The sequence below is a fragment of the Rhodobacter capsulatus genome (genome assembly GCF_003254295.1).
GTDB lineage: Bacteria > Pseudomonadota > Alphaproteobacteria > Rhodobacterales > Rhodobacteraceae > Rhodobacter > Rhodobacter capsulatus.
Genome location: NZ_QKZO01000013.1, coordinates 55,331 through 70,681 on the forward strand (window position 1 = coordinate 55,331; position 15,351 = coordinate 70,681).

Genomic DNA, 15,351 nt, shown 5'->3' on the forward strand with positions numbered 1-15,351 from the left:
GGCGCGCCGGGGACGGTCTTCGATCAGTTCGACAGCGCGAAGGTTTCAAGCTTGCCCGCATTGTCGGCGTTGATCAGTTCGCAATCCATCAGCTGCTTTTCGTCAACGCCGGTCGAGCCGGTTTTCAGGTATTTGTCCGCCTGTTCCACCGCCATCTGCGCCTGCGCATAGGCCGGTTGCAGGACGGTGGCCTTGATCCCGCCCTTCTTGATCGAGTCGCGCACGTCGTTCGAACCGTCAAAGCCGACCAGGACCACATCGGTCCGCCCGGCGGCTTCCAGCGCCGCCCAGGCGCCCATCGCCATCGTGTCGTTGCCCGAGATCACGCCCTTGATTTCCGGATGCGCCTGCAGCATCGATTCCATCACCGTATAGGCTTCGGTCTGCGACCAGTTCGCGGTTTGGCTGGCCACCAGTTTCAGATCCGGATACTGGTCGATGATGTCGTGATAGCCCTGCGAGCGGATGCCCGCATTGGTGTCGGATTCCTTGCCCAGAAGCTCGGCATAATCGCCCTTTTCGCCCATCAGACGCACGAATTCCTCGCCGCCCAGCTGCGCGCCCTGGTAGTTGTTCGACACGATCTGGCTGACCGCGATCCCCGAGGCGGTGATTTCGCGGTCGATCAGGAACGAGGGGATGCCCGCATCCTTGGCCTTTTGCACCGCGGCCACGGTGGCATCGGCGCCGGCATTGTCGAGGATGATCGCCTTGACGCCCGCGGCGATGGCGCTGTCAAACAGCTCCGATTGCTTGTTGGCGTCGTCGTCATGCACCAGAACCATGGTGTCATAACCCAGTTCCTTGGCCTTCGCCGCCGCCCCGTCGGCTTCCGCCTTGAAGAACGGGTTGTCGTGGCTGGGCGTGATGATGGCGATCGTGTCCGCCGCGGCGGCGAAGCTCGGCATCACACCGGCCATGGCGACGGCCATCACCGACACCAGAAGGCGTCTCTTCACGTTCATGGGTATCCTCCGTTGTCGCGCGCCCCCCGACCGGGGGCGACTCCCCGACGGTGATCCTGCGCCCGGGCTTCGATTGCCGTCAAGTATTTTCGTTTCGCTTTCGATTATTTCGCTTGCTTTCGCAATAATCACATTCTTTCCCCTGAATATTTGCGGCCATTGCGGCGCTGCAGCAGGAATTTCTGCGAATGCATACTGATCTCAAGGGTTTAGTTTCTGTGGTCGCACTGCAACCCGGCGCTTGCGTCAAAGCTGCGACTCGTATTAAAACGAAGCAATCGAAAGTAATCGAAAGCAACCCGCGAGGCGCGCAACCGGGCCGCAGCGGGGCAGCGAATGTCGGGAGGAGAGACATGAGCCAGCATATCCACCGCAAGGTCACGCTGGGCGTGGTGATCGGCAGCCGCGCCTTTTTCAGCCCCGCGCCCTGCAAGGATGCCCGCGACGAGGTTCTGGCGCAGCTGGCCCGGCTTGGGGTGAATGCGGTGATCCTGCCGCATGAGGCGACGGCGAATGGCGCTGTGCAGTCGATCGCCGATGCCGAGCTTTATGCGAAACATTTCAAGGCGCACCGGGATGACATCGACGGTCTGGTGATCTGTCTGCCGAATTTCGGTGATGAGATCGCCATCGCCGAACTGGTCAACCGCGCGAAGCTGAACGTGCCGATCCTGCTGCAGGCCAGCAACGACGAGATCGGCAAGGTCGATGTGCATTCCCGCCGCGACGCCTTCTGCGGCAAGTTCTCGGTCGCCAACAACTTCTGGCAATATGGTGTGCCCTTCACCGAAACCACCACGCATACCTGCGACACCGGGGGCACGGAATTCGGCGCCGATCTGGAGCGCTTCGCCCGCACCTGCCGCACCGTGCGCGGGCTGCGCAACGCCCGCATCGGCGCCATCGGCGCGCGGACAAGCCCGTTCCAGACCATGCGGTTTTCGGAAAAGCTGTTGCAGGCCAGCGGCATGACCGTGGTCACCGCCGATCTGTCGGAACTGCTGCAGCTGGCGGGCGCGATTGACGACGCCGACCCGGATCTGGCCGCGAAGCTGAACAAGCTCAAGGCCTATGGCAAGATCCCGGCGCATATCCAGCCCGGGCAGATCCTGAAACAGGCGAAATGGACCCTCGCCGTCAACCGCTGGATCGAGGACAACGGCTGCGACGCCTCGGCCATTCAGTGCTGGCGCTCGTTGCAGGACAATTTCGGCTGCGCCACCTGTGTCACCATGTCGATGATGGGCGAGGAGCTGCTGCCCTCGGCCTGCGAGGTCGACGTGATCGGCGCGGTCTCGATGTATGCGCTCGCGCTCGCCTCGGGCCAGCCCGCGGCGCTGCTCGATTGGAACAACAACTACGGCACCGAGCCCGACAAATGCGTCTGCACCCATTGCGGCAACTATCCGAAAAGCTTCATCGGCGATGTGCCCGAGATCGGCGAATTGGACGTGCTGGGCGAGACCATCGGGCGGTCGAAATGTTTCGGCGCGGTCAAGGGCAAGGTGAAGGCCGGTCCGATGACCTATTTCCGGCTTTCGACCGATGACCGCAACGGCACGATGAAGTGCTATCTGGGGCAGGGGGATTTCACCGATGACCCGTTCGGGATGGATGGCGGCATCGCCGTCGCCCATGTGCCCCATCTGCGCAAGCTGATGAAATTCGTCAGCCACAACGGCTTTGAGCACCATGTCGCGATGGTGCGCGGCCATGTGGCCGATGTGCTGAACGAGGCCGTGGTCCGTTACCTCGGCTGGCCGATCTACCACCACGGGGGCGAACCCGAGCCGCAGCTCTTCACCCCCCATCGTTTCTGACAGAGGATGCCATGACCCCGAAAACCGAAACCGTGGACCGCATCCGCGCGCGTGCGCTGTGGATGCGCCGGACCGCCTTTGCCATGGTGCACAAGGCGCAGCTTGGCCATCCGGGCGGCGATTTTTCCGCCATCGACATTCTGGCGACGCTTTATTTCGGGGTGATGCGCTACGACGCGACCCGCCCCGACTGGGCCGACCGGGACCGCTTCATCCTGTCCAAGGGCCATGCGACGGGCGCGCTTTATACCGCGCTTTGTGCGGCGGGCTATTTCCCCGAAGACTGGCTGGAGACCTACATGCAGCCGCGCTCGAAACTGAACGGGCACCCGAACCGCAACTATCTGCCGGGGATCGAGACGAACACCGGGCCCTTGGGTCACGGTTTCCCCGTCGCCACCGGCATTGCGATTGCGGGCCAGCTGACCGGGGCGGACTATCGCACCTTCGTTCTGACCGGCGATGGCGAGCAGCAGGAGGGCTCGAACTGGGAAGCGGCGATGACCGCGGGCTTCCGCCAGCTTGAAAACCTGACCCTGATCATCGACCGCAACCGGCTGCAGCAGGGCCAGTCGACCGAGGACACCACGGGGATGGAGCCGCTCGACGCCAGATACCGCGCCTTCGGCTTTGAGGTCGCGGTGGTCGATGGTCACGACCTGGGCGCGCTTTTGGACGTGCTGTCGGCCTCGCCGAAGGGCCGGGGCAAGCCTTTGTGCGTGATCGCCAACACGGTCAAGGGCAAGGGCGTGTCCTTCATGGAAAACCAGGCGAAATGGCACCACGCGGTGCCCGATGATGCGCAATTCGCGCAAGCGATGAAGGAGTTGGTGTGATGTCGCATGCTGCACCGATCAAGGCCGGTCTGGCCGATTGCCGCAATGCCTGGGTGGAAACGCTCGAAGCCTTGGCGGCCGAGGATGAGCGCATCGTTGCCGTGGTGAATGACTCGGTCGGCTCGTCGAAGCTGAACGGGTTTCAGAAGAAATTCCCCGACCGGCTGATCAATGTCGGCATCGCCGAGCAGCTGATGGTGGGCGTCGCCGCCGGTCTGGCCAATGGCGGGCGCATCCCCTTTGTCTCGGCGGCCTCCTGCTTCCTGACCGGGCGCGCGCTGGAACAGGTCAAGGCCGATGTGGCCTATGCCGGGTTCAACGTGAAGCTGGTGGGCCAGTCCTCGGGCGTGGCCTATGGCGAATTGGGCGCGACGCATCATTCGATCGAGGATTTCGCCTGGTTGCGGCCCCTGACCAACATCACCACCATTGCCCCGGCTGACGCCTGGGAGACCGCGCAGGCGGTGAAATGGGCGGCGGGCCATGACGGGCCGGTCTATCTGCGGCTCTCGCGCATGCCGGTGCCCGATCTGGACATTCCGGGCCGCAAGTTCACCCCCGGCAAGGCCGAGGTGGTGCGCAAGGGCGGCGATGTCACGGTGATCGCCTGCGGAACGACGGTGCATCTGGCGGCCGAGGCCGCGGACCGGCTGTCGGACAAGGGCCTTTCGGTAAGGGTTCTGAACATGGCCACGATCAATCCCATCGATGTCGACGCCATTCTGGCGGCGGCGCGCGAAACCGGCGCCATCGTCACCGTCGAGGAAGCCTCGGTCCGCGGCGGCCTTGGCGGTGCGGTGGCGGAAATCACCGCGGGCGAATGCCCGGTGCCGGTCGAACGGCTGGGCTTTCCGGGCTTCGTGCCCACCGGCTCGACGGAATGGCTGTTCGAGGAATACGGGCTTTCCGTCGCGGGGATCACGGCCGCGGTGCGCAAGGTGCTGGCGCGGGGGACGAAATGACCGCGACAGGTTCGGGGCCGCGGGTTCTGGCCATCGATCAGGGCACGACCAACACCAAGGTGTTGATCGTCGCTTCGGACGGATCGGTGCTGGCCCGCGCCGCCGCGCCGCTGCTGACCAGCTATCCGCAATCGGGCTGGGCGGAGCAATCGGCTTCGGCGCTCTGGGCTTCGGTTCAGGGCGCGATTGCCGCGGCGCTGGCCACGGCCCCGGGCCCGATCGACGCGATCGCGATCGCCAACCAGCGCGAGACACTGGTGCTGTGGGATGCGCTGACCCATCAGCCGCTCTGCCCGGCGATGATCTGGCAATGCCGCCGCACCGCGGACGATTGCGCGGCGCTGGCGGTGACCGGCATCGGCCCGGTGGTGGCGGCGGCGACGGGGCTGGGGCTCAACCCTCTCTTTCCGGCCTCGAAACTGGCCTGGGCTTTGCGCAACATCCCCGCCGTGGCGGCGGCGCAGGCGCAGGGGCGGCTGCGGGCGGGCACGGTCGATGCCTGGCTTTTGTGGAACCTGACCGGCGGCGCGGTGCATGCGACCGATCATTCGAACGCGTCGCGCACGCTTTTGTTCGACACCCGGACCTTGCGCTTTTCGCCCGAACTGGCCGCGATCTTTGCGGTGCCGATGGCCTGCCTGCCGCAGCCCTTGCCCTCGGACAGCCTGTTTGGCACGACGGCCAAGGGCGCGACGGCGCTGCCCGCGGGCGTGCCCATTCACGCGATGATGGGCGACAGCCATGCTGCGCTTTACGGCCATGGCATGCGCGCGCCCGGCGCGGTGAAGGCGACCTATGGCACGGGGTCCTCGCTGATGACGCTGACGCCCGGCCGCGTCACCTCGCGCCACGGGCTTTCCGGCACCATCGGCTGGACCGACCGGCACGGAACGGCCTATGCGCTGGAAGGCAACATCACCGTTTCGGCGCAGGCGGCGGCCTTCATGGCGCAGCTTTTGGGGCTGACGGATGCCCGGGCGCTCTCCGATCTGGCGCAGAGCGTGCCCGATGCGGGGGGCGTGACCTTCGTGCCGGCGCTGGCGGGGCTTGGCGCGCCGCATTGGAACGACGCCGCACGCGGCACCCTGACCGGGATGAGCCATGCGACCGGCCCCGCCCATCTGGCGCGGGCGACCTTCGAGGCGATTGCAAGCCAGATCGCCGATGTCTTCGAGGCGATGCAGGCCGATATCGGGCATCCGCTGGCCGCGTTGTCGGCCGATGGCGGCGCCTCGGGGAACGATTTCCTGATGCAGCTGCAGGCCGATCTGATCGGCAGCCCGGTGCGGGTCGCGGCGCTGGAAGAGGTGGGGGCGATCGGAGTCGCGGCGATGGCGATGGCGGCGTTGGGCCACCGTCTGCCGCTGCCCGCCGCGAAACCGCCGTTCCAGCCCGGCCTGAAACCGGCCGAGCGCGCCCGGATGCGCCGCGCCTGGGCCCATGCCGTCGCTCAGGCCGCACTGCCCGCGTAACCCATTCCCGGCGCCCCATTCTCCTCCCCCGGGCGCTTTGGGAATGTGACCGCCCGCAAGTCCCCGCTTGCGGGCGGTTCCGTGTCACGCCTGCGGCCGGATCACGCCCTTTTTCAGGATCAGACAGCCGTAAAGCCGGGTCTCGCCCGTCGCGACGATGGCAAAGGCCTGTTTCGCGCGGGCGTAGAAATCGAACCGTTCGACCCGGCCCAGCTGCGCCGCCGGGCCTTCGTGTTGCGCCAAAATGGCGCGGAACTCGGCGAAGATCGGCTGCTCGGCCGCGGGATCACCCACCACCTCCATGTGAAAGGCCGCCTCGGGGACAAAATCATCGAGCGGCATCACCGAAAGAATCGCCTCCATCACCTGCGTCGCCGAAAGCCCCGGCATCCGGATCAGCTCCCGCGCGCAGCTTTCGGCGGGAAAATTGGCGTCGACGATCACGATCTCGTCGCCGTGGCCCATGGCGCGCAGCGTGTAAAGCAGGTCCGCCGTCAGGATCGGATCGATATTCTTCAGCATGGTCAGTCCTTTCTTCGAGGCGCGCCCGCAGGCCCGCGCGGCGCTATTGAAAGCCCCGCCGCAGGTAAAGTGCAAGGGTTTGCCCCCGGCGCGCGGCTTTTGCGCTGCCGCGGCGCGGCGACGAATTCTTTTGACAATCAGGGGATCAGTGCCGACAGTCTATACATCCTGAGGGCGAGCTCGTGCTGGCCCGGGGCACAGAGAGAACCCGCCCGCCCGCTGTTGATCGCGGTCGCGGCAGGGGCCGGGAACTGCGAAAGGCCGGGCCAGAACGGTTCCGGATGGCCGAAAGGCCGAAAGACGCCTGCTGCATCAACGCTGACCATCTGTGAGCTTGCGACCATGATCCGCCCGGGGGAGGGGACCGCCATGACGTTTCACCGCAAGGCAAGACAATCCAGGGTTGAGCGCCCGCGCGCGGCAGAGGCCTGCGGATGACCGGGCCCTTTGCCGAAATCATCGCCCGTCTGGACGCCGGGGTGCAGGGGCGCGAACCCTTGCCGCGGCTGGATCGGCTGCTGGCGATGGCCGAGGAGATTCTGGTGACCTGGCTGGCGCGCTGCGGGGCGGGGGCGGATCCGGGCATGGTCGAGGGATCGCTGCTTTTGTCGCTGCACCGGCAGGGCTGCCGTTGCCGACCGGGGTTCGACGCCAGCCGCGAGCTGTGCCGCGAGATCGTCGCCCGGCGCAATGTCGCGCTGCTTTACCCCGAGGAGGCCGGCCGGGCGCATGCCGAGATGGCCGCGAAGGTGCTGCAACTGGCGCTGTTCGTCGCCGAGGTGATGCCGCGCGAACCTGCCGCCGAAACCCGGGGGGCGGGCGCGGCGGAGCTTTGCGGTTGCGTCCTGCGGCCTGCCCGGGCGGGTTCGGAGCTGCGCGAGGTGGCACCGGGCTTTTGACGCGGGGCCTCAGCGGATCAGCACCACCGGCACCTTGCAGGCGCGCATCGTGGCGGTGGTGGTCGAGCCGATGATCAGGCTGCGGATGCGCGAATGGCCATAGGCGCCCATCACCAGCAGATCGAATTTCTCTTCCTCGGCCAGTTTGCGCAGCGCCGCCTCGGGCTGGCCCGCCAGAACCGTGGTTTCGGCCGCGATCCCCGCCGCGGCCAGCATCGCCCGCGCCGCTTCCAGGCCCTTTTTCACCTCGGGCGTGGCCTGCCCCACCGCGGCGATCTGCACCGACAGCCCGGGAAAAAGCGTGCTGCGCGACAGGTGATCGACCGCCTTCATCGCCGACACGCCGCCGTCATAGGCGACCAGAACCCGCTCGATCGGCCTGAAAGCGCGCGAGGCGACAAAGACCGGCCGCGCGCAGGAGCGCACGATCCGTTCCAGATTGGCGCCCAGATGGTCCATCGCCTGATCGGCATCCTCGCCGCGCTTGCCCAGAAGGATCACCCGCGCCTCGGCTTCGAAGGCCTGCACCGTGGCCAGAAGATCGCCCTGCCGCAGCTCGGCCGCAATCTCGGCCACGCCCGCCTTTTCCAAAAGCACCCTTGCGTCGTCGATCAGCGCGCGCCCATGCGCCGCCATCAGCCGTGCCCGCTGCGCATCCAGCGCCGCCAGCTCTTCCATCACGCCGCTGCGCGCGCCCAAAGGCGCGGGGTCCGCCGGATCGGCGAGCGCCGGGGCGCCGCCGGGGCGCAGCACATGGACCAGCTGCACCGGCGCGCCGGTGCGTTTCGAAATCCAGGCCGCATGGTCGCACACGCTTGTGGCGTAGATCGAGCCATCGACGAATGCGACGATTTTCCCGGTCATCTGTCCTCCTGAGGGCGGCACTGCGCGACTCTCGCGCGGTCCGGGCCGCGCCGCCGGATACACGGCTTTCGGGCCAAATCCAAGCCGGGACGCGGCCGCAGGTCAGGTTTTGCGCAATCATGCTTGGCCCGGCGCGGGGCTGCGCCTATAAGCGCGCAGTTTCGGCGCCACAGGAGTTCGCGATGACCGACACCGCCCCGAAGACCGAGCCGCGGCTGACCTCGCTCTCGCACGGGGGCGGCTGTGGCTGCAAGATCGCGCCCGGGGTGCTGGAGCGGATCCTGTCCGACACCGTCATGCCGCTCGTGCCCAAGGATCTGATGGTGGGCATCGCCACGGCCGACGATGCCGCGGTCTGGCGGCTCAATGACGGCCAAGCCCTTGTGGCGACGACGGATTTCTTCATGCCCATCGTCGATGACGCGCGCGATTTCGGCCGCATCGCCGCGACGAATGCGCTCTCGGACGTCTACGCCATGGGCGGGCGGCCGATCCTGGCGCTGGCCATCGTCGGCATGCCGATCAAGGTTCTGTCCGAGGCCACGATCGGCGCGATTCTGAAGGGCGGGGCCGAGGTTTGCGCCGCGGCGGGGATCCCGGTGGCGGGCGGGCATACGATCGATTCCGTCGAGCCGATCTACGGGCTGGTGGCGCTGGGGCTGGTGCATCCCGACCGGGTCAAGACCAATGCGGGGGCGCGGCCGGGCGATGTGCTGGTGCTGGGCAAGCGGATCGGCGTCGGCGTGCTGTCGGGCGCGTTGAAAAAGGGCCAGCTGCCGCCCTTTGCCGAGGCCGAGCTGATCGCCTCGGTGACGCAGCTGAACACGCCCGGCGCCGATCTGGGCGAGAGCGCGGCGGTGCATGCGATGACCGATGTGACGGGCTTCGGCCTTGGCGGCCATGGTCTTGAAATGGCGCGCGGATCGGGCTGCGACATCGAGATTTGCTGGGCCGCCGTGCCGCGTCTGCCCGGTGTGATGGAGGCCGCGGCCGAGGGCCATCTGACCGGCGCCTCGGGGCGGAACTGGGCAAGCTACGGCGCCGGGATCGACCTGCCCGCCGATCTTGGGGATCTCGACCGCGGGTTGCTCACCGATCCGCAGACCTCGGGCGGGCTACTGGTCGCCTGCGCCCCCGAGGCGCTGGGCGAGGTGCTTGCGACCTTCCGCCGTCACGGCTTCGATCATGCCGCGGCGGTGGGTCGGGTGCTGGGGGAAAGCGCCACGCCGCGGCTGCGCATCGTCTGATCTCAAAGGCTGGGGGAGTTCTGCTCGACCACCGCTTCCATCGCCACATAGCTGGAGGTTGCCGCAACATGCGGTAGCGCCGAGAGCTTTTCCCCCATGATCTTGCGATATTCCGCAATGTCATGGCTGCGCACCTTCAGCAGATAATCAAAGCCCCCGGCGATCATGTAGCATTCCTCGACCTCGGGGATGTCGCGCACCGCGGTGTTGAACTGTTCCAGCGCCTTCTGCCGCGTGTCGCTCAGTCTCACCTCGACATAGGTGACATGGATCAGCCCCAGCCGGATCGGCGAGAGCATCGCGCGGTAGCCGGTGATCAGGCCCATCTCCTCCATCGCGCGGATGCGCGCTGCGACCGGGGTTTTCGACAACCCGACCTTGCGGGCAAGCTCGGTGACCGGAATCCGCGCATTCGCGCAAAGCTCGTGCAGGATGCGCCGGTCGGTGGCATCAATCGGGTCGGTCACGTCTTTCATTCCATCTTTGGTCGGATCGCCTGTCATGATGGCTTTGAATGGTCACATCGTCCAGCATCTTGCTGGTATCATCGGGGAAACGCCCAAGGAGTACCCCGATCATGACCGACCTTTCCGCCCTTGGCCCAGAGGCCAAATTCGCCCCCGAGGCCGAGGTTCTGGCGGCACTTGTCGCGCAGGCGGCCCTGCCGCAGGCGACGCTTGACCGGATCGCGGCGCGCGGCGCCGATCTGGTGGCGCGGATCCGGGCCGAGGCGAAACCGAGCCTGATGGAGCATTTCCTGGCGCAATACGGGCTGTCGACGCGCGAGGGCGTGGCGCTGATGTGTCTGGCCGAGGCGATGCTGCGCGTGCCCGACACTGCCACGATCGACGCGCTGATCGAGGACAAGATCGCGCCCTCGGACTGGGGCAGGCATCTCGGCACGGCGGCCTCCTCGCTGGTCAATGCCTCGACCTGGGCCCTGATGCTGACGGGCAAGGTGCTCGATGACGGCGCTGGCGGCATCGCCGGAACCCTGCGCGGCGCGATGCGGCGGCTGGGCGAGCCGGTCATCCGCGCCGCCGTGGGGCAGGCGATGCGCGAGATGGGGCGGCAATTCGTTCTGGGCGAAACCATTGAAAAGGCTTTGGACCGGGCGCAAAAGCGCGAGGCCGAGGGTTACACTTTCAGCTATGACATGCTGGGCGAGGCGGCGCTGACCCGCGCCGATGCCGAGCGCTACCGGCTCGCCTATGCGCAGGCGATCACGGCGATCGGCAGGGCGGCGACGCGGGGCTCGATCGCGGCCAATCCGGGGATTTCGATCAAGCTTTCGGCGCTGCATCCGCGCTACGAGGTGGCGCAGGAGGCCCGGGTGATGGCGGAACTGGTGCCGGTCGTGCGCGATCTGGCGCGGGCGGCGGCGGCGGCGGGGATTGCGCTCCATATCGACGCCGAGGAACAGGACCGGCTGGCGCTGTCCCTGCGCGTGATGGCGGCGGTGATCGCCGATCCCGAGACCGCGGGCTGGCAGGGTTTCGGCGCCGTCGTGCAGGCCTATGGCAAGCGCGCCGGGGCGGCGATCGATGCGCTCGCCGCGATGGCGCGGGCCGCCGGGCGGCGGATCAACATCCGGCTGGTCAAGGGCGCCTATTGGGACGCCGAAATGAAGCGCGCCCAGGTCGAGGGCCATCCGGGCTTTCCGCTCTTCACCTCGAAAACCGGCACCGATGTCGCCTATATCTGCCTTGCGGCGAAGCTGTTCGGGCTGAACGACTGCCTCTATCCGCAATTTGCGACGCATAATGCGCATACGGTGGCGGCGGTGCTGGAGATGGCCGCGGGACGGCCTTACGAATTCCAGCGCCTGCATGGCATGGGCGCGCGGCTGCATGACATCGTGCTGCGCGAAACCGGCGGGCGTTGCCGGATCTACGCCCCGGTGGGGGCGCATCGTGACCTGCTCGCCTATCTGGTGCGACGGCTTTTGGAAAACGGCGCGAATTCGTCTTTCGTCAACCAGATCGTCAACGAAAGCGTGCCGCCCGCCGAGGTCGCGGCCTGCCCCTTTGCGGCGCTGTCCACGGCGCGGGCGCCGCGCGGCCTTCTGGCGCCCGCGGATCTTTTCGGCGCGGGCCGCGTCAATGCGCAGGGCTTCGATCTGAGCGACCCCGAGGTTCTGGCGCGGATCGAGGCGGCGCGGGATGTGACCCTGCCCGACGCGGCGCCGATCGTGGCGGGGCCGGTCTCGGGCACCCTGCGCCCGGTGCGGAACCCGGCCACCGGCGCGGTCGTGGCGCAGGTGACCGAGGCCGATGCGGCGACGGTTGCGGTGGCTTTGGACGCGGCGCAGCTCTGGTCGGCGCCTGCGGCGGAGCGCGCGGCGGTGCTGCGCCGCGCTGCCGATCTTTACGAGGAGAGCTTTGGCCCGATCTTCGCCGCGCTGGCGCAGGAAGCCGGAAAGACGCTCGGCGATGCCGTGTCGGAGCTGCGCGAGGCCGTTGATTTTTTGCGCTATTATGCGGCCGAAGGGGCAGCGGATACGCGCCCCCCGCGCGGTGCCGTGGTGGCGATCAGCCCCTGGAACTTTCCGCTGGCGATCTTCACCGGCCAGATCGCGGCGGCGCTGATGGCGGGCAATGCGGTGCTGGCAAAGCCCGCCGAACAGACGCCGATCATCGCGGCGCTGGCCGTGCGGTTGCTGCATCAGGCCGGGGTTCCCGCCGCGGCGCTGCAGCTTTTGCCGGGCGATGGCGCCAGCGTCGGCGCCGCGTTGACCCGCGATCCGCGCGTCAAATGCGTCGTTTTTACCGGCTCGACCGAGACCGCGCAGATCATCGCCCGCACGATGGCCGCGCATCTGGCGCCCGGCACGCCGCTGATCGCGGAAACCGGCGGGCTCAATGCGATGGTCGTCGACAGCACCGCGCTGCCCGAACAGGCGGTGCGCGATGTGGTGGCCTCGGCCTTCCGCTCGGCCGGGCAACGCTGCTCGGCGCTGCGCTGTCTTTACGTGCAGGACGATATCGCCCCGCATCTGATCGAGATGCTGAAAGGCGCGATGGAGGAGCTGGTTTCGGGCGATCCGGCGCGGCTTTCGACCGATGTCGGCCCGGTGATCGACGCCGAGGCCAGGGCCGGGATCGAGGCCTATCTGGCGCGGAACGCGGGGCGCATCCTGCACCGCGGCCCTGCGCCCGAGGGCGGGTATTTCGTCGCCCCGGCGCTGCTGAAGGTCGGCGGAATCGCCGATCTGGAGCGTGAAATCTTTGGCCCGGTGTTGCATCTTGCAACATTCGCCGCGGAGGATCTGCCCGCGGTGATCGCGGCGATCAATACGCGCGGCTATGGGCTGACTTTCGGTCTGCATTCGCGCATCGATGCCCGCGTCGAAACCGTGGCCGAGACGATCCGGGCGGGCAACATCTATGTGAACCGCAACCAGATCGGCGCGGTGGTGGGCAGCCAGCCCTTTGGCGGCGAGGGGCTTTCGGGCACCGGGCCGAAGGCGGGCGGGCCGCTCTATCTGGGCCGTTTTTACGCGCCGGAGCCGGTTTCGGCGGCCGGGGCCTGGACAGAGGCCGCAACGCCGGTTCTGCCCGAAGCGGTGGAAACGCAGCTGGCCGAGATCTTCCTGCCCGGTCCGACGGGCGAGCTGAACCGGCTGACGCGGCATCTGCGCGGTCCGATCCTCTGCCTTGGACCGGGGCGTGACGCTGCGGCAGCGCAGGCGGCGGCGGTGGAGGCCCTGGGCGGGCAGGCCGTTCAGGCGACCGGGGCCGTGCCCGCCAAGGCCTTGGAAACGCTGGCACCTTTGGCGGGTGTGCTGTGGTGGGGCGCGGCCGAGACCGGCCGTGCCTATGCGCAGGCCTTGGCTGCCCGACCCGGGGCGCTGGTGCCGCTGATCGCCGCCAAACCCGATCAGGCCCATGTCGCGCATGAGCGGCATCTGTGCGTCGACACGACGGCGGCGGGTGGCAATGCGGCGCTTCTGGCGGGGTGACTTGCCCTTTGCGTCCGCCTGCGGCAAATTGCAGCACTGCTTGCGGGCGTGATCAGGGGAGAGAACGATGATCAAGGGATTTGCGGCGCCGCTTTGCGCGCTGATGCTGGCGCTGATGCCGGTTTCGGGTCGGGCGCATGAGGCGCAGGCCGGGGCGTTGACGATCATCCATCCGTCGATTCCGGCGGTGATGCCGGGGGCGCAGGCGGCGGCGGGCTATTTCACCATCGTCAATGCGGGCGACAGCGCCGACCGGCTGACCGCGGTCGAGGTCGATTTCGCCGCGATGGCGATGCTGCACAAGACCGAGACCGATGCGGCGGGCGTGGCCCGGATGCTGGATGTCGACGCGGTCGAGGTGCCCGCGGGAGCCACGGTGACATTCGCGCCGGGCGGGCTGCATGTGATGTTCATGGGGCTGAGCGTGCCGATCGCCGAAGGGGTGATGCTGCCCGGAACGCTGGTTTTCGAGCATGCGGGCAAGGTGCCGGTGGAGTTCATGGTGACGACGGCGGGCAAGGCGCCCGACATGTCGGGTCATGCAATGCCCTGAACCCATGCCTAAAAGGCATATCTGGCGGTGAAAACGGCGGTCGATCTGACCGCCGCCCCGGGCTAGGAAGACTGCAGCAAGGGAGGGTCCGATGTCCGATGCGCCGCTCAAGGGGCTCAAGGTGGTGGAACTGGCGCGGATACTCGCCGGTCCCTGGATCGGCCAGGTTCTGGCCGATCTGGGTGCCGAGGTTGTAAAAGTGGAAGCGCCGGAAGGCGACGACACCCGCCGCTGGGGTCCGCCCTTCATCGAACGGCTGCGTCCCGATGGCACTTTTGAAACCGTGGCCGCCTATTTTCAGGCGGCAAACCGGGGAAAAACCTCGGTCAAATGTGACTTTTCGAACATTGACGATCTGGCACGGCTGAAACGGCTGATCGCCGAGGCCGATGTGGTGATCGAGAACTTCAAGCTGGGCGGGTTGAAAAAGTTCGGTCTGGATTATGACAGTCTGGCCGCCGAAAACCCCGGTCTGGTCTATGTCTCGGTCACCGGCTTTGGCCAGACCGGGCCGCGGGCGGCGCAGCCGGGCTATGATTTTCTGGTGCAGGGCATGTGCGGGATCATGGATCTGACCGGGCCGAAGGACGGCGAGCCGCAAAAGGTCGGAGTTGCCTGGATCGACATTTTCACCGGGCTTTATGGCGTCATCGGGGTGCAGGCGGCGCTGGCCGAGCGGGCGCGGTCGGGGCGCGGGCAGCAGGTGGACATGAGCCTGCTGGATTGCGGCGTGGGGGTGCTTGCCAATCAGGCGATGAACCATCTGCTGGGCGGGATGGTGCCGCACCGGCTGGGCAATGCGCATCCGAATATCGTGCCGTATCAAGTGTTTCCGGCTGCAGATGGGCATTTCATCATCGCTTGCGGCAATGACCGGCAGTTTCAGGCCTTGTGCGCGATGCTGGGGCTCACGGCCGAGGCCGCGCACCCGGATTATGCCACGAATGCCGGGCGCGTGGCGCATCGGGATGCGCTTTGCGCCCGTATCGCCGAGGTCACGGCGGCGCGGCCGAAAGCCGATCTGATCGCGGCGATGGAGGCGGCGGGCATTCCCGGCGGCCCGATCAATGATGTGGCCGAGGCGCTGGCCGAGCCGCAGATCGCCGCGCGCGGGATGCGGATTGCGCCCGAGGGCCTGCCCGGCCTGCGCACGCCGATCGTCTTTTCGCGCTCGGATCTGGCGCTGGACAAGGCCAGCCCGGCGCTGGGTGACGGAGAGTGGCATTTTTCTGTCGGTTGAGGCATTGCCG

At 67.2% G+C, this 15,351-nt stretch carries 13 protein-coding genes; 9 read left to right on the forward strand and 4 right to left on the reverse strand.

Annotation, left to right across the window (positions count from 1 at the left end; translation table 11 throughout):
* Positions 1 to 23 precede the first annotated feature (23 nt).
* Positions 24 to 965 (reverse strand): D-ribose ABC transporter substrate-binding protein, encoded by a 942-nt coding sequence (locus tag LY44_RS16025; protein ID WP_055209017.1) that lies wholly within the window; start codon positions 963 to 965, stop codon positions 24 to 26.
* 353 nt (positions 966 to 1,318) lie between these two features.
* Between LY44_RS16025 and LY44_RS16030 the strand changes: the two genes are divergently transcribed.
* From LY44_RS16030 to LY44_RS16045, 4 genes are read left to right on the forward strand one after another with little or no spacing between them, the layout of a single operon-like run.
* Positions 1,319 to 2,785: an L-fucose/L-arabinose isomerase family protein gene (locus LY44_RS16030; protein WP_055209016.1), complete on the forward strand. Its 1,467-nt coding sequence runs from the start codon at positions 1,319 to 1,321 to the stop codon at positions 2,783 to 2,785.
* A gap of 11 nt (positions 2,786 to 2,796) precedes the next feature.
* Positions 2,797 to 3,621, forward strand: a complete 825-nt coding sequence (locus LY44_RS16035; protein ID WP_055209015.1) for a transketolase — start codon at positions 2,797 to 2,799, stop codon at positions 3,619 to 3,621.
* Complete coding sequence (locus LY44_RS16040; protein ID WP_055209014.1) at positions 3,621 to 4,583, forward strand: transketolase family protein; 963 nt, start codon at positions 3,621 to 3,623, stop codon at positions 4,581 to 4,583. The genes LY44_RS16035 and LY44_RS16040 overlap by 1 nt, the downstream gene beginning before the upstream one ends.
* Positions 4,580 to 6,055, forward strand: coding sequence for an FGGY-family carbohydrate kinase (locus tag LY44_RS16045; protein WP_055209013.1), 1,476 nt, complete (start codon positions 4,580 to 4,582; stop codon positions 6,053 to 6,055). Before LY44_RS16040 ends, LY44_RS16045 begins: the two co-directional genes overlap by 4 nt.
* 84 nt (positions 6,056 to 6,139) lie before the next feature.
* Here LY44_RS16045 and LY44_RS16050 read toward each other — a convergent pair whose 3' ends face one another.
* A complete protein-coding gene (locus tag LY44_RS16050; RefSeq protein ID WP_055209012.1) occupies positions 6,140 to 6,577 on the reverse strand; it encodes an RbsD/FucU family protein in 438 nt (145 codons plus the stop codon).
* A gap of 434 nt (positions 6,578 to 7,011) precedes the next feature.
* Here LY44_RS16050 and LY44_RS16060 point away from each other — a divergent pair, with 434 nt between their 5' ends.
* Positions 7,012 to 7,476 carry a hypothetical protein gene (locus tag LY44_RS16060; RefSeq protein WP_055209010.1) on the forward strand — a complete coding sequence of 155 codons (465 nt, stop codon included), beginning with the start codon at positions 7,012 to 7,014 and terminating at the stop codon, positions 7,474 to 7,476.
* A 9-nt stretch (positions 7,477 to 7,485) separates the two neighbouring features.
* On the opposite strand, the gene LY44_RS16065 is transcribed toward LY44_RS16060, so the two are convergent.
* The gene (locus LY44_RS16065) at positions 7,486 to 8,340 is read right to left on the reverse strand and encodes a universal stress protein (RefSeq protein ID WP_055209009.1); all 855 of its coding nucleotides are present in this window, start codon (positions 8,338 to 8,340) and stop codon (positions 7,486 to 7,488) included.
* A gap of 182 nt (positions 8,341 to 8,522) precedes the next feature.
* Between LY44_RS16065 and selD the strand changes: the two genes are divergently transcribed.
* Entirely contained in the window at positions 8,523 to 9,587 is a 1,065-nt protein-coding gene (gene selD, locus LY44_RS16070) for a selenide, water dikinase SelD (RefSeq protein ID WP_055209008.1), read from the forward strand.
* 2 nt (positions 9,588 to 9,589) lie between these two features.
* Here the strand turns inward: selD and LY44_RS16075 are convergent, their stop codons facing one another.
* Positions 9,590 to 10,063 (reverse strand): Lrp/AsnC family transcriptional regulator, encoded by a 474-nt coding sequence (locus tag LY44_RS16075; RefSeq protein ID WP_055209007.1) that lies wholly within the window; start codon positions 10,061 to 10,063, stop codon positions 9,590 to 9,592.
* Between the two features lie 101 nt (positions 10,064 to 10,164).
* Here LY44_RS16075 and putA point away from each other — a divergent pair, with 101 nt between their 5' ends.
* The 3 genes from putA (at position 10,165) to LY44_RS16090 (ending at position 15,341) form a co-directional block, all read left to right on the forward strand.
* A complete protein-coding gene (putA, locus tag LY44_RS16080; RefSeq protein WP_055209006.1) occupies positions 10,165 to 13,548 on the forward strand; it encodes a bifunctional proline dehydrogenase/L-glutamate gamma-semialdehyde dehydrogenase PutA in 3,384 nt (1,127 codons plus the stop codon).
* 67 nt (positions 13,549 to 13,615) lie between these two features.
* Entirely contained in the window at positions 13,616 to 14,101 is a 486-nt protein-coding gene (pccA, locus tag LY44_RS16085) for a cbb3 -type cytochrome c oxidase assembly copper chaperone PccA (RefSeq protein WP_055209005.1), read from the forward strand.
* A 91-nt stretch (positions 14,102 to 14,192) separates the two neighbouring features.
* Positions 14,193 to 15,341 carry a CaiB/BaiF CoA transferase family protein gene (locus LY44_RS16090; RefSeq protein ID WP_055209004.1) on the forward strand — a complete coding sequence of 383 codons (1,149 nt, stop codon included), beginning with the start codon at positions 14,193 to 14,195 and terminating at the stop codon, positions 15,339 to 15,341.
* Positions 15,342 to 15,351 lie beyond the last annotated feature (10 nt).

Coding starts and splice junctions, on each gene's coding strand:
- LY44_RS16025 (WP_055209017.1), bottom strand. CDS start 965: ATGAACGTGAAGAGACGCCTTCTGGTGTCGGTGATGGCCGTCGCCATG.
- LY44_RS16030 (WP_055209016.1), top strand. CDS start 1,319: ATGAGCCAGCATATCCACCGCAAGGTCACGCTGGGCGTGGTGATCGGC.
- LY44_RS16035 (WP_055209015.1), top strand. CDS start 2,797: ATGACCCCGAAAACCGAAACCGTGGACCGCATCCGCGCGCGTGCGCTG.
- LY44_RS16040 (WP_055209014.1), top strand. CDS start 3,621: ATGTCGCATGCTGCACCGATCAAGGCCGGTCTGGCCGATTGCCGCAAT.
- LY44_RS16045 (WP_055209013.1), top strand. CDS start 4,580: ATGACCGCGACAGGTTCGGGGCCGCGGGTTCTGGCCATCGATCAGGGC.
- LY44_RS16050 (WP_055209012.1), bottom strand. CDS start 6,577: ATGCTGAAGAATATCGATCCGATCCTGACGGCGGACCTGCTTTACACG.
- LY44_RS16060 (WP_055209010.1), top strand. CDS start 7,012: ATGACCGGGCCCTTTGCCGAAATCATCGCCCGTCTGGACGCCGGGGTG.
- LY44_RS16065 (WP_055209009.1), bottom strand. CDS start 8,340: ATGACCGGGAAAATCGTCGCATTCGTCGATGGCTCGATCTACGCCACA.
- selD (WP_055209008.1), top strand. CDS start 8,523: ATGACCGACACCGCCCCGAAGACCGAGCCGCGGCTGACCTCGCTCTCG.
- LY44_RS16075 (WP_055209007.1), bottom strand. CDS start 10,063: ATGAAAGACGTGACCGACCCGATTGATGCCACCGACCGGCGCATCCTG.
- putA (WP_055209006.1), top strand. CDS start 10,165: ATGACCGACCTTTCCGCCCTTGGCCCAGAGGCCAAATTCGCCCCCGAG.
- pccA (WP_055209005.1), top strand. CDS start 13,616: ATGATCAAGGGATTTGCGGCGCCGCTTTGCGCGCTGATGCTGGCGCTG.
- LY44_RS16090 (WP_055209004.1), top strand. CDS start 14,193: ATGTCCGATGCGCCGCTCAAGGGGCTCAAGGTGGTGGAACTGGCGCGG.